The sequence below is a fragment of the Izhakiella australiensis genome, assembly GCF_002006995.1.
In the GTDB taxonomy this organism is placed as follows: Bacteria; Pseudomonadota; Gammaproteobacteria; order Enterobacterales; family Enterobacteriaceae; genus Izhakiella; species Izhakiella australiensis.
The window spans coordinates 182,541-195,210 of record NZ_MRUL01000005.1; the positions used below are offsets into that span (position 1 = coordinate 182,541).

Consider the following 12,670-nt stretch of genomic DNA (forward strand, 5'->3'; position numbering starts at 1 on the left):
GGTTACTCGGGCTTCACGCTGTCGTCACCGGCCAGCAGCTTATCCAGCTGGTCGCCGCCGACGTGACGGAAATCCTGCCCCTTAACAAAATAGAAGATAATTTCGCAGATATTCTGGCAGCGATCGCCGATACGCTCAATCGCCCGCGCGCAGAACAGCGCCGTCAGCACGCTGGGGATAGTGCGCGGATCTTCCATCATATAGGTCATCAGCTGACGGACTATCCCCTCATATTCCTGGTCGACTTTCTTATCTTCGCGGTAGATATCAACCGCCGCGTTGAGATCCATACGCGCAAAGGCATCCAGTACGTCGTGTAGCATCTCAATAGTGTGACGGCCGAGCGATTCCAGGCTCACCAGCAGCGGCTGATGCTGGTGAGTAAATTTTTCCAGCGCGGTGCGGCTGATTTTTTCCGCCACGTCGCCGATGCGCTCAAGCTCGGAGATGGTTTTAATAATCGCCATCACCAGCCGCAGGTCAACCGCCGTCGGCTGGCGCTTAGCGATGATGCGCACGCAGGCTTCATCAATCGTCACTTCCATCATGTTGACTTTCTGGTCGCCGTCAATCACCTGCTGAGCCAGCACCGCATCCATATTGTGCATAGCAAGAATGGCATCCGACAGCTGCTGTTCTACCATGCCGCCCATGGTCATGACCTGGGTGCGAATATTTTCCAGCTCAGCATTAAACTGGCCGGAGATGTGTTTATTCAGATTTAAGCTATCCATCATCTCTCCAAGCCTGTCCCATTCACAGGCGTAATCAGCGCCGCTCACGGCGGACCTTAACCAACAGCAACCGCCAATGCTACTCAGCCATAGCGACCAGTAATGTAATCTTCAGTTTGCTTCTGCGCCGGCTTAGTGAAAATCGTATCGGTGTCGCTGAACTCAATCAGCTCGCCGAGGTACATAAATGCCGTATGGTCTGAACAGCGCGCCGCCTGCTGCATATTGTGCGTAACGATGACCACGGTGTAATCCTGTTTCAGCTCGGTGATCAGTTCCTCGATGCGCCCGGTGGAAATGGGGTCCAGCGCTGAACAAGGCTCATCCAGCAGCAGCACCTCCGGACGAATAGCAATGCCGCGGGCGATGCACAAACGCTGCTGCTGGCCGCCGGAGAGGCTGTAGCCGCTTTGCTGCAGCTTATCTTTGGTTTCTGTCCACAGCGCCGCCTTGGTCAACGCCCACTGTACGCGCTCATCCATCTCACTGCGGGAAAGCTTTTCAAACAGGCGCACGCCGAAGGCAATATTGTCATAAATTGACATCGGAAACGGCGTCGGTTTCTGAAACACCATGCCGACTTTCGCGCGCAGGATAGCGATATCCTGGTGCGATGTAAGGATGTTTTCTCCATCCAGCAGAATTTCACCTTCCGCGCGCTGCTCCGGATAAAGCGAAAACATCTTGTTGAAGGTACGCAGCAGGGTCGACTTACCGCAGCCTGACGGGCCGATAAAAGCCGTCACCTGATTTTTGGCAATATCCAGATTGATGTTTTTCAGGGCATGGAACTTTCCATAATAGAAGTTCAGATCGCGTACCCGAAGCTTTCCGGAATTGATATCAGCCATTCTCTCGTCTCTCGTCTTAGCGCCGCCGCAGCCGCGCTTATCAATTAGTGTTTGCTTTTAGCAAAAATGATGCGCGCCAGAATATTCAGCAGCAGCACACACAGGGTAATAATCAGCACCCCCGCCCAGGCCAGCGACTGCCACTGCGGGAACGGGCTCATGGCGAACTTAAATATGGTGACCGGCAGGTTGGCGATAGGCTGCATCATATCGGTACTCCAGAACTGGTTGGAGAGTGCGGTAAACAGCAGCGGTGCGGTTTCGCCAGCAATACGCGCGATGGCCAGCAGCACCCCGGTAATAATGCCGGATACCGAGGCTTTCACGGTGATCGACGCAATCATCTTCCATTTCGGCGTGCCAAGGGCATAAGCCGCTTCACGCAGGCTGTCCGGCACCAGTTTCAGCATATTTTCCGTCGTGCGGATAACAATCGGGATTTGCAGCAGCGCCAGCGCCACCACGCCGGCCAGCCCGGAAAAGTGCTGCATCCGGGCCACGACAATGGTGTAAACAAACAGCCCGACCACAATCGACGGCGCGGACAGCAGAATGTCGTTAATGAAGCGAATAAACTCCGCCAGCAGCGATTTTCTGCCGTATTCCGCCAGATAAATCCCCGCCATAATGCCCAGAGGGGTTCCCACCAGCGTTGACCATAAAATCAACAGCCCGCTACCCATCAGGGCGTTAGCTAACCCGCCGCCATCAACGTTCGGCGGCGGCGTATCCTGGGTGAACAAATCAATAGAGAGTCCCCCCACGCCTTTAGTCACGGTGGTAAACAATATCCAGATCAGCCAGAACAGACCAAACGCCATGGTCAGCAGCGAAAGCGTCAGCGCGATACGATTTTTCAGCCGCCGCCATGCCTGCATTTTGCGCCGGGAGGCATCCAGCTGTTCACGATGCTGAAGTTCCAGGGTTGTCATGAACGCGCCCCCTCTTTTTTCGCCAGACGCAGAATTAATAGTTTGGAGATAGCCAGCACGATAAAGGTAATTACGAACAGGATCAGGCCCAGTTCCATCAGCGCCGCGACGTGGGTATCGGACTGCGCCTCCGCGAACTCATTGGCCAGCGCCGAGGTAATACTGTTGCCCGGCATAAACAGCGAGGCGCTATCCAGCTGGTAGGTGTTGCCGATAATAAAGGTCACCGCCATGGTTTCGCCCAGCGCACGACCAAGGCCAAGCATAATGCCGCCAATAACGCCATTTTTAGTAAACGGCAGGACGATACGCCACATCACCTCCCAGGTGGTGCAGCCGATGCCGTAAGCGGACTCTTTCATCATCACCGGGGTCTGCTCAAAAACATCACGCATTACCGAGGCAATGTAGGGAATGATCATAATGGCGAGGATAACCCCGGCGGCCAGGATGCCGATACCAAACGCCGGGCCGGAGAACAGCGCGCCGACGATGGGAATATTAGACATGAGGTCGCCAACGGGCGTCTGAAAATAATTGGCAAACAGCGGGGCAAAAACGAACAATCCCCACATGCCATAAACGATACTCGGCACCGCGGCTAACAGCTCAATGGCGGTACCCAGCGGACGGCGCAGCCAACCCGGCGCCAGCTCGGTTAAAAACAGGGCGATACCGAAGCTAACCGGTACGGCAATAATCAGTGCGATAAGCGATGTCATCAGGGTGCCGTAAATCGGCACCAGCGCGCCAAACTGGTCGCCCGGCGCGTCCCAGACTTTGCTCCACAAAAACGAAAAGCCGAACTTTTCCATACTCGGCCAGGAGGAGAAGATCAGCGAGACGATAATGCCGCCAAGCAGTAAAAGCACAATCAGCGCTGCCAGTCTTACCAGCGCGCCAAACAGAATGTCGCCTTGCTTACCAGGGGCTTTAATTGCAGGCTTGGATGCAGCCATAAAATTTCCGATTTTGATGAATAATTTCCCGCAGTAAGCGGGAGAGGGGGAGAAGGTAGCGCACGTATCTTCTCCCCGGCTCATCCCCTGCCAACGGCGCAGAGGATGATGGTTCAGTCAGCAGAGACGACTTACTGCGTTTTAACGTTAGCTTTCCACGCGTCGCGAATCTGTTTAACCACCGACTCCGGCAGAGAGGCGTAATCCAGCTTAGTCGTCGCTTCGCCGCCGTTTTTGTAAGCCCAGTCGAAGAATTTAAGCACTTCGGCCGCCTTCGCTTTATCCTGCGGCTCTTTATAAACCAGGATGAAAGTCGTTGAGGAGATAGGCCAGGCGTTGTCGCCTTTCTGGTTGGTCAGGTCCTGAGCAAAAGATTGACTCCAGTCAGCGCCTTTGGCCGAATCGCTAAAGCTCTTCTCACTCGGAGAAATGGCTTTGCCGTCAGCATCAACCAGTTTGGTGTAGGTCAGGTTGTTCTGTTTAGCATAGGCATACTCTACGTAGCCAATGGAGCCAGGCAAACGCTGTACGAAGGCGGCGACGCCATCATTGCCTTTACCGCCCACGCCGACCGGCCAGTTTACGGTGTTGCCTTTGCCGATTTTGCTCGCCCAGTCGCTGCTGACTTTAGACAGGTAGCTGGTGAATACGAAAGAGGTACCGGAGCCGTCAGCGCGGCGAACCACGTTAATATTGCTGTCCGGCAGTTTTACGCCCGGGTTGAGCTTAGTGATTGCCGGGTCGTTCCACTTTTTAATCGTACCCAGATAAATGTCGCCGAGGGTTTTACCGTCCAGCGTCAGCTCGCCCGGTTTGATGCCCGGAACGTTAACCGCCAGTACCACGCCGCCGATAACGGTCGGAAACTGGAACAGGCCGTTTTTCTGTAAATCTTCATCGCTCATCGGCGCATCTGACGCACCAAAATCAACGGTTTTAGCAATAATTTGCTTAACGCCGCCAGAAGAACCGATTCCCTGATAGTTTACCTGGTTGCCAGTAGCCTTGTTGTAAGCCGCGGCCCACTGGTTATAGACTGGCGCCGGGAAAGTACCGCCGGCACCTGTCAGATTCGTTGCTGCGAACGCCGAAGCCGCGCTCATAGAAAGAGAAACTGCAACGATCTGCGCCAGGTTTTTTTGCATCAGTGTCATGTTCCCTCCACGGGAGTGATGTTTAATATTTTTGTGCCGTTTCAGAATAATTAGGAATTGCTGCAGGAGGGAAAATAGGACAGTTTAGTGACAGTAAAATGTACCTAATATTACAGATTTGTGACAGCCAGTGGAGAGTAAAACAATGAGCGGAACGGTTCGTGAGATACTGCAGTACCAGCTTAAGGCCGGTGCGGGCGCGGCTTTTCATCAGATCATGCTGACACAAAGCCTGCCGCTACACCGCGCGGCGGGAATTGAGCTGAAATATAGCGGTATTTCGCTGATTGATGAAGATCGCTATTGCCTGATAAGAGAGTTTAACTCCGTCGAAGAGATGCACGCATCCCTTGAGGCCTTTTACGCCAGCGAGGCCTGGCTTTGCGGGCCGCGCCAGCAGATTATCGCCGCGATTGAATCAAGCCACCGGGTTATTATTGCCGGCTAACAGCCAACCTTTTAGGGAAATTATGAATAGCTTCAGGATAGGTGAACTCAGCAGTCGCGACGCCGCGGCTTACCGCGAAATCAGACTTGAAGCGCTACGGCTTCATCCTGATGCATTCGGCGCATCCTTTGAAAATGAAACCCAGCAGCCGGAATCCTTCTTTGCCGCACGCCTGACGTCCAACCGCGTTTTTGCTGGCTACGATAGCGAAAACCGGCTACAGGGCATCATTGGTCTCAATGTCAGCCCCTCGCCTAAAATGCGCCACATTACCCACCTCTGGGGTATGTACGTCCGGGCTGAAATGCGCGGTAGCGGGCTTTCCAGAGAACTTGTTGCCGCAGCGATACAAGCGGCTCATGGCAGCAAAACGATTAAACTTTCGGTAGGCGCCAGCAATCATGCAGCGCAGGCGCTTTATCGTTCGTCAGGCTTCAAAGTATGGGCGACGGATAGCGCTGCGCTCTGTAGAGATGGCGTATACCTTGATGAATTGCTGATGCGGCTGGACCTGGATTAAGAACGTAGCACACATGCGTCGTGAGAGGCACTACTACGCAGATTCTCATGGCCAGGGATGTCCAAAATAGAGTCCCGGTAGCATTAATGCGGCAGCATATAACTGCCACATTAATGACCCTGTAGAGGTTTGTGATTTACGCTCACGCATCAGAAACTGTACTTAATTCCAAGCATTGCCTCTGAACTGCTGTAACCATTAGCACCCAGCTGTTGCCCCACGCTTCCCCACAAGGCTGTCTGGCTGCTAATCTTACCCTCAACCCCCAGCTTAATCTCTGCCAGATTTCTTGCTCCGGCCTGTTTCAGCGACACTCCGTTCATAGCAACACCGTTTTGTTTTATATTATGTAACCAGTCAACTTCAACAAATGGCTGGAAAAAACGCCCCTTGTCTTTGTCTGTACGTTTCTGGCCCTGAATAAATGCACGCATACCTACGCGGGTCTGAACATTGTCGTTACCCTGCAAACTGATACGGGTACCGTTATCCTCAGTATGGTCTTCCGCCTTAACGCCCATCCAGGTTACCTGCACCTGGGGCTCAAGGAATGTGTAGACCGGATTATCAGTTGCACCAAACTGACCTGCTGCGAAAGTGTAGCCAGTTTCCAGCGATGCCGTCAGCCCCCGGGATTTGTAGCTCTCTGAAGAAACGCCCTCCCCGTTCACATGATTATTAAACCAGCTATACATCAACTGACTGTCCACATATGCGCCGGTTTTGTCTACGTCATTCTGATACCAGGTGCCGTACACCCCCACACTGTAGCCATCAACTGAGCCTTTTGATGAGTAGCCTGTTATGGAAGACCGGGTATTGTTTTTACTGTTGCCATAGCCAGCCATTACCCCCAGGTGGAACAGTCCATGCTCTGAACTGCTTCGCTGCACCAGATCTCCTCCCAGTTGTGCAACATAAGTATTTGCCTGAGTACGGGTCTGACCTGAACTATCGCGAAAGCGAGTATGCTCACCTGCCTGTCTCAGCCAGAGGCTGGAAAAATCGCCATCCGGTCCCTCAACGTTCATATAGCGATTTTCACCTGCGCGGTCACGCAGTGAGGTCAGAAACATGGTATTCGCTGCCTGGTTTGCAATGTAACTCCCGGCCTCCGGGCGAACAATGTGATTATCTGGTGTCGGGTCTGGTGTCGGGTCTGGTGTCGGGTCCGGTTTCAGGCTGCTGTCCAGATACCAGTTTTTCTCACGCTTCAACAACCTGTAGTCATAAGCACCCGCCACAATTCTCCCGTTCTGATTAAAGACACCATCGGAATTGCCATTGACATGAATAAGCTCAATTCCGTCGATAGTGCTGGCACCACTTCCGCCAGCATTTGTCACAGTTACGCTTGTTGTCCCTGATGTATCACCGTTAACGATGAGTTTATCTGACAGGGAATTATCTCCTCCCAAAACTGAACGGAAATTCAGGTTACCGTTATTTCCCACATAATTTCCAACAGTCAGGATCGTACCTGGTGAAGAACCGGAAAGCGATACGTTACCTGCATTGCTCAGCGTATCTGTAACAGATGAATCACGAGTCAATGACAGCGAGGTACCTGAGGCCAGATTCATGGTAGTCACTCCCGTCATTGTCCCCTGCCAGTTAGTACCGCCGGTCAGATTAATATTCATGGTTCCGGTGTCATTATAAGCATCACCCACCAGACCGACCCCATCAGCGTTAATATTAAGGGCGCTGTTTTCTCCATCGTTTCTCACCAGTCGGCCACCGCTGTTTGCAAGAAGCTGACTGCCATTCAGAACATTTACTGTCGCCTGTCCATTTCCATTTTTGTAGATCGCAGATCTCGATCCATGTACTGACGAATTACTGAGGGTTATTTCACCCGAAGCATTATCTGCGATTTCAATTCCGAAATTGCCGCCACTGAGTTCAGAATCAGATATTGTGGAACTGAAGTTCAGCAGATGATTACTTCTGCCTGAAAAAACCACCGCGTCACCATTTCCCTCAGACGTAAGCCGGGAGCCACGGACGGCCAGCTGTATATCACTGGGTGTGTTGCTGCCTACGAGGGAAGATGAAAAATCCAAAATATTCAGATTAGTGGTTAAAGAAGAGTCCTGAATATTAACTAATGTATTCCCACTGACGTCCATGAAAGTATTATCGGCAGACCCGGTCATCCGGGATAAATTCAGCCTACTGTAGTCACTGGCATTATTCCTGACTGTTATAAGACTTCCAATGGCTCCGTTTACGGATAATTCCACGTTATCAAGTGACAGCGTGCCAACGTAGTCTGTCAGAGATAAGAGATGTCCCCGGCTCACAGCATCTGGCCTGTTATCTGTCAGCATTATCCGGGAGTTTTTCAGGCTGACGTCATTGGCTGTTCCCTGCAGGGCTATAGTGGATGTGGTGGTATTATTCGCTTCACTTTCAATGCTGACATTGCTGAAATTATATGTTCCGCCACTTCCGGAAATATTCAGAGCAGGCTGGTCCTGAGTCTGAATAGTTATATTATCTCCGGTAGTGCCTTCAAAATTGACCGTACTGCCGCTAAGGCTAAGTCTGTTCATTAATCCTGAGCCGGTAACATGGGCAGAGGCATCATTCACTGTGAACTGGTTAATGCCAAAGCCGCTACCTCCGGCAGAATTCAAATGCAGCGTGCTCCGGTCAGAAACACTTACGTCCTGACCATTGAGGTTATCGGTCACATCATGCACCTGACCATCATTATAACTGGCGGCCAACACAGCCCCTGGAGCCCATACAGCCGTAGCGACGGCAACCCTAAGAAGAAATAATTTAGTCAGTTTTGGCATAATTTGTTACCAGAATGTGCATTTAAAAGAACCAGCTTGATCATTCATCTTTAGTGAAGACGCGACAGTGAAGATAAATGGTTTACTGATATATGTTTCTAACTATGTATAAATAGTTCAGAATGTGGATTATTAGAAAAAAGGCAGTTATTTCAACTCAATTAAAAGCAAAAATGCAGAATAAAAAACTAAAAATCAACAAACATATGATATTACTTATTGATTTTAAAGAAAAAATTATATTTTCACTCTGGATTACGTGCCGTGAGACCAGGCAGGACAGAAACAATTTCGTTTAATTATTGTTTAGTGTGTAAGCAATTATTTTAATTTTGTCCCAGCGGCTTTATGCTTTCAGAGTTTAGATTTGGGGCTGAATGGAATACTGAACTTATTGGGTCCTCCCCGATCATGAAATGAGACCATCAACACAAACGATAAATGTTAATAAGAAGAGATTATCGGATGCTGCATCAGCCACATCCCTGTCCATCCTTTTAAAATGGTGTGTTATTATGGTTTTTTATCCAGCCGCAAGCGGGGCTCTTTGCTGCCAAAAGTTTATGAAGCCCTGAAAATGGCACCGAAGAGGCCGGATTTTGCGGTACTGATAAAAATTTTGCAGAGGAAATATATTGTTGGGTGAGTAAGCTTGGAATTTGAGCTTTAGATTAAAATGCGTCATGTATAGGCTTATAAATACAAATCAGCGCAAAACCCCGCCATCCGGCTATACCGTTAACAACGAGCCGCATTTTGGGGCGCTCTGAAAATACGATTGGATTTCCTGACTATCAAGTCACGCTTGAATCAGCCCGAATTTTATCATCTGACAAGATCTGACTTGCAGAAAGCCTGACACGTAAGATAATCGGGCCGATCAGCCAAAAGCCGGATGGAAAGTAACGACGCCCTCTGGCAATGCAGCCCCTTCAGTGAGCACCTGAGCCATAAAATAATTAGCGGGCACGCCTTCCACCTTAAGATGATGGTGATGATGAAAACCAAATCTGAGGTAATATTCCGCATCGCCTAATACCACCAGGCCATCAATATTTCGCCCGGCAAGCATGGCGATGGATTTACGGATCAAGCGACTGCCAATACCCTGCCTCTGTCGGGATGGAGAAACCGATACCGGCGCCAGCGCATGCCAGTGGGTTGCTCTGCCATCAATGCTGATCGGCGAATAAGCCAGATGACCAATAATGCCGCTGTCATCTTCTGCGACTAATGATAACGTCATGGCCCGTGCGTCACGTAAGCGGTTAACAATAAGATGTTCGACAGGCGCCTCTCCGGGCTTGTAATGAGGGTGATCGGTAAATGCCAGCAAGGTCAGCGTTTCAATCGCGTTGATGTCCTGATTTTTTTCTTCTCTGATAATCATTTCAATGTCTCTTTTGCATAATAAAAAACTGATATCCATATTCACCGGGACAGGATTCATGAATATCGATTTCATTTTTCAGATCCTGCCAGGCAACCTTATTACTAAGCTGGTTTTGCAGCGCCGCAACACGCTCTTTTAACGGCGTAAGATAGAGCGCCCATGCCTCTTTACTCATTTCAAAACTAGTCAGAAGTTCATATCCGGAATTTTTAATAAGCATTTTGTTTTGTTCCACCGTCATCATGGCGGGGTAATTTTTTAGCCAGAATGCCTGCGCCCGTTTATCTGGCTTTTTACTCAGCCAGACCATCTCGCTGACCGCAAGGTATCCCTCCGGCTTGAGATATTTTTTCCATGCCTGTAATGCATTGCTAAAACCCATGATATAAGCGCTGCCTTCTGACCAGATAAGGTCAAACGCGCCGTTAACAAAAGGCAGTGCGCTCATACTGGCGCAGCAGCGCACCACTCTGTTGCTCATGTCATCTAATGCGTCCAGATAGCTCAGCTCATTATCCAGCGCAATAATCTGCGCCTGAGTACTGGCTGCCAGCAAGCGGGTTGCAGCACCCCGACCACAGCCGATTTCGAGAATTTTCTTCGGTAAATCAGGCAGCGAGTTTAACGCGCGTAACGTATCGCTGGCACAACCCGGACCAAGACGAGTCAGTCCGGAAAATACATGATTAAAGTCAGCCATATAGGAGTCATGCTCATACATGTTTTTTGACAGAAGGCGGACCCTCTGCGCCTCTTTTTCATTAAATCCTTGCGTCTTAATCCAATGCAAATGCGCATCCGGAGAAGCTTTTTCCAGAGAATGATGCCAGGTACGGCTTTCTGACACGCCGAGCATCGCCTCCAGCAATTTTTTGGCCTGCAACTTAATCGCTATCTCTTTTTCCAGCTGTTGTAATCTTCCGGTTAACAGTTTTTTATCGTTCTTTTGGTCGATACAAGCCATGCATTCACGGAGGGTCAATCCTGCGACATGCAGATGGGTAACCAGCCGCAGCCTGCGGACATCTTGTTCGCTGTAGCTACGATAACCATTTGGTAACCTGATGCCTTTAACGATACCGAGCTTTTCATAGTAAAGTAGCGTCGTGCGTGACAGCCCCACCAGCGCGGCAACCTCTGATATCCGGTACATTCCTTACCTCCTGAAACCAAAGTCTGAACTATGAAGTAGTAGACAGGTCAACACATCAATGCAGGGCAAACAATAAATTTTTAAATATTGATGTGGAAAAAAATCCGGGAAAAAATGGCTGGGTTATGCCAGTTAATAGTAATATTTCCCGACCCCTTAAAACAGAAATTCCTTTATTATATTAATAATTTGCTAAATATCCGTTTATCTGTCCAGAAGGTTTTTTATTTTTATAGATCACCCCACTAATTTAATATGGAACACTCATGAAAATGAATCTATGCTCGTTTATTATTCTCGTACTTTTTCATCAATTATTATTTATTTTCTTGCCATGGCTGGCAATGGTGCCTATCAGTTTCATCCTACCGCAACGACTGTATTAGTTGTTGTATTTATGTTTGTTTCTCAGTTTATTGTTACCTCACTGTCATTAAGGAAAAAGTGAAATGACCAGAGAACTCAACGAAAAAGAACTGCGCTTTGTCGCTGGTGATAATGCTAACTCAAATTATGAAGGTCAAAGTTGCGTAAGGGCTGTGGTAAAAGGCGCAGCGGCATGTGCAGCCGGAACGGTCGTTGCCAACGGTATTAAAGGTGGTGCCAGCATCGCTGCCGATCCTGAAGGCGTCGTGATTGGCGCGGCGGCTGACGCAGCGGCATTGTCAACGATGCCGCGCTGACGGGTATGCTATCAATAAGTCGTATTTATTTTTATGTAACGCGTAAAATAAACCGGCAACCAGCAGTGAATAATAGAATTAATAATAAGAATTACCGGACATCTTTGTAGAAATATCTCGACTCTCTTGAGAAATCTCTCCAAAAACCCATTACTCTGAAAATAAAAACAATAAGAATCATGTAATTATAAAAACAACCCACTAAAAAAACCAACAGCGATAATTTACACCAGATTGACGATCATAAAAAATTATTTATTATTTAGCTCCCCTGACTGGCAGGGGAACCGGCTCCATGAAGAGTGGGGATGATAATATTTAAGAATATTCATATCATGAAAATTAATAAAACGCTTATCGGCACCGCATTATGCGCCCTGCTGGTTACATCATTTACTCATGCCGCAGGCATAGCAGCTGATTCATCAATCATCGTTATTAACGAGGCTGAGGGCGGTAGCAGCATTAATATCCATAACGGCGATAAAACGCCCATTACGCTGCACAGCAAAATAGTCGATTTGAAAGATGATGCTTCCCCCCAGGTGGTTATCACTCAGCCGGTAATCCACATTAAGAGTAACCAGACGCAAAGCGTCCACTTTACGCTAAACAGCAGTGCCCCGCTTAAGCACGAACATCTTAAGCAGGTAACCTTTGAAGCTATCCCGGCAGTCAAAGACGAGAAAAATCATCTTGGGGCAGTGAGTCGTCAGGAGCTTCCTTTACTGATCGTGCCAAAAGATCTGGCCGCGAAGCCCGACAGCTGGAACGACCTCATCTGGTCGGCCAAAAACAATACGCTGACGGTAACCAATAACGGTCCTTACGTGGTGCGTTTAAATACAAAGATCACCTTAATGCCGGATAGTATGCCGGGCACGCTGGAAAAACCTTACATTCTGCCCGGTGAGACCCTGGTGGTATACGGCGTATGCAAGCACCACCTGCCAACGCAAACTTCGGTGGTGATCGCCCCGCTGTCACGCGCCGGTAACAGCGTTGGCGACCAGACAATGGCGCTGTCACGCTGACA

At 49.4% G+C, this 12,670-nt stretch carries 12 protein-coding genes; 4 read left to right on the forward strand and 8 right to left on the reverse strand.

Translation table 11 applies throughout. The annotated features are described in order from the left end of the window. Positions 1-2: 2 nt before the first annotated feature. The 5 genes from phoU to pstS form a co-directional block, all read right to left on the reverse strand. Positions 3-734, reverse strand: coding sequence for a phosphate signaling complex protein PhoU (gene phoU / locus BTJ39_RS10130; protein WP_078002632.1), 732 nt, complete (start codon positions 732-734; stop codon positions 3-5). Between the two features lie 83 nt (positions 735-817). Beyond that, positions 818-1,585 (reverse strand): phosphate ABC transporter ATP-binding protein PstB, encoded by a 768-nt coding sequence (pstB, locus tag BTJ39_RS10135; protein ID WP_078002569.1) that lies wholly within the window; start codon positions 1,583-1,585, stop codon positions 818-820. Positions 1,586-1,629: 44 nt separating this feature from the next. Next, complete coding sequence (gene pstA, locus BTJ39_RS10140) at positions 1,630-2,517, reverse strand: phosphate ABC transporter permease PstA (RefSeq protein WP_078002570.1); 888 nt, start codon at positions 2,515-2,517, stop codon at positions 1,630-1,632. Further along, positions 2,514-3,476, reverse strand: a complete 963-nt coding sequence (pstC, locus tag BTJ39_RS10145) for a phosphate ABC transporter permease PstC (RefSeq protein ID WP_078002571.1) — start codon at positions 3,474-3,476, stop codon at positions 2,514-2,516. The genes pstA and pstC overlap by 4 nt, the downstream gene beginning before the upstream one ends. 131 nt (positions 3,477-3,607) lie before the next feature. Continuing rightward, positions 3,608-4,630, reverse strand: a complete 1,023-nt coding sequence (pstS, locus tag BTJ39_RS10150; RefSeq protein WP_078002572.1) for a phosphate ABC transporter substrate-binding protein PstS — start codon at positions 4,628-4,630, stop codon at positions 3,608-3,610. Between the two features lie 145 nt (positions 4,631-4,775). Here pstS and BTJ39_RS10155 point away from each other — a divergent pair, with 145 nt between their 5' ends. Both BTJ39_RS10155 and BTJ39_RS10160 read left to right on the forward strand, forming a co-directional pair. Then, the gene (locus tag BTJ39_RS10155; RefSeq protein WP_078002573.1) at positions 4,776-5,078 is read left to right on the forward strand and encodes a hypothetical protein; all 303 of its coding nucleotides are present in this window, start codon (positions 4,776-4,778) and stop codon (positions 5,076-5,078) included. A 22-nt stretch (positions 5,079-5,100) separates the two neighbouring features. Further along, positions 5,101-5,598, forward strand: a complete 498-nt coding sequence (locus BTJ39_RS10160; RefSeq protein WP_078002574.1) for a GNAT family N-acetyltransferase — start codon at positions 5,101-5,103, stop codon at positions 5,596-5,598. 149 nt (positions 5,599-5,747) lie between these two features. Here BTJ39_RS10160 and BTJ39_RS10165 read toward each other — a convergent pair whose 3' ends face one another. The 3 genes from BTJ39_RS10165 to BTJ39_RS10175 form a co-directional block, all read right to left on the reverse strand. Next, positions 5,748-8,405: an autotransporter outer membrane beta-barrel domain-containing protein gene (locus tag BTJ39_RS10165; RefSeq protein ID WP_078002575.1), complete on the reverse strand. Its 2,658-nt coding sequence runs from the start codon at positions 8,403-8,405 to the stop codon at positions 5,748-5,750. An 880-nt stretch (positions 8,406-9,285) separates the two neighbouring features. Further along, positions 9,286-9,795, reverse strand: a complete 510-nt coding sequence (locus tag BTJ39_RS10170; protein ID WP_078002576.1) for a GNAT family N-acetyltransferase — start codon at positions 9,793-9,795, stop codon at positions 9,286-9,288. A 1-nt stretch (position 9,796) separates the two neighbouring features. Continuing rightward, positions 9,797-10,951 carry a MerR family transcriptional regulator gene (locus BTJ39_RS10175; protein ID WP_078002577.1) on the reverse strand — a complete coding sequence of 385 codons (1,155 nt, stop codon included), beginning with the start codon at positions 10,949-10,951 and terminating at the stop codon, positions 9,797-9,799. 449 nt (positions 10,952-11,400) lie between these two features. Here BTJ39_RS10175 and BTJ39_RS10180 point away from each other — a divergent pair, with 449 nt between their 5' ends. Further along, positions 11,401-11,634 (forward strand): hypothetical protein, encoded by a 234-nt coding sequence (locus BTJ39_RS10180; protein ID WP_078002578.1) that lies wholly within the window; start codon positions 11,401-11,403, stop codon positions 11,632-11,634. Positions 11,635-11,969: 335 nt separating this feature from the next. Next, positions 11,970-12,668: a fimbria/pilus chaperone family protein gene (locus BTJ39_RS10185; protein WP_176110287.1), complete on the forward strand. Its 699-nt coding sequence runs from the start codon at positions 11,970-11,972 to the stop codon at positions 12,666-12,668. Positions 12,669-12,670 lie beyond the last annotated feature (2 nt).

Excerpts from the sequence above, each read along its gene's own strand:
- BTJ39_RS10160 (WP_078002574.1), top strand. The coding sequence starts at position 5,101 with ATGAATAGCTTCAGGATAGGTGAACTCAGCAGTCGCGACGCCGCGGCT.
- pstB (WP_078002569.1), bottom strand. The coding sequence starts at position 1,585 with ATGGCTGATATCAATTCCGGAAAGCTTCGGGTACGCGATCTGAACTTC.
- BTJ39_RS10180 (WP_078002578.1), top strand. The coding sequence starts at position 11,401 with ATGACCAGAGAACTCAACGAAAAAGAACTGCGCTTTGTCGCTGGTGAT.
- pstA (WP_078002570.1), bottom strand. The coding sequence starts at position 2,517 with ATGACAACCCTGGAACTTCAGCATCGTGAACAGCTGGATGCCTCCCGG.
- pstS (WP_078002572.1), bottom strand. The coding sequence starts at position 4,630 with ATGACACTGATGCAAAAAAACCTGGCGCAGATCGTTGCAGTTTCTCTT.
- BTJ39_RS10155 (WP_078002573.1), top strand. The coding sequence starts at position 4,776 with ATGAGCGGAACGGTTCGTGAGATACTGCAGTACCAGCTTAAGGCCGGT.
- BTJ39_RS10185 (WP_176110287.1), top strand. The coding sequence starts at position 11,970 with ATGAAAATTAATAAAACGCTTATCGGCACCGCATTATGCGCCCTGCTG.
- BTJ39_RS10165 (WP_078002575.1), bottom strand. The coding sequence starts at position 8,405 with ATGCCAAAACTGACTAAATTATTTCTTCTTAGGGTTGCCGTCGCTACG.
- phoU (WP_078002632.1), bottom strand. The coding sequence starts at position 734 with ATGGATAGCTTAAATCTGAATAAACACATCTCCGGCCAGTTTAATGCT.
- pstC (WP_078002571.1), bottom strand. The coding sequence starts at position 3,476 with ATGGCTGCATCCAAGCCTGCAATTAAAGCCCCTGGTAAGCAAGGCGAC.
- BTJ39_RS10170 (WP_078002576.1), bottom strand. The coding sequence starts at position 9,795 with ATGATTATCAGAGAAGAAAAAAATCAGGACATCAACGCGATTGAAACG.
- BTJ39_RS10175 (WP_078002577.1), bottom strand. The coding sequence starts at position 10,951 with ATGTACCGGATATCAGAGGTTGCCGCGCTGGTGGGGCTGTCACGCACG.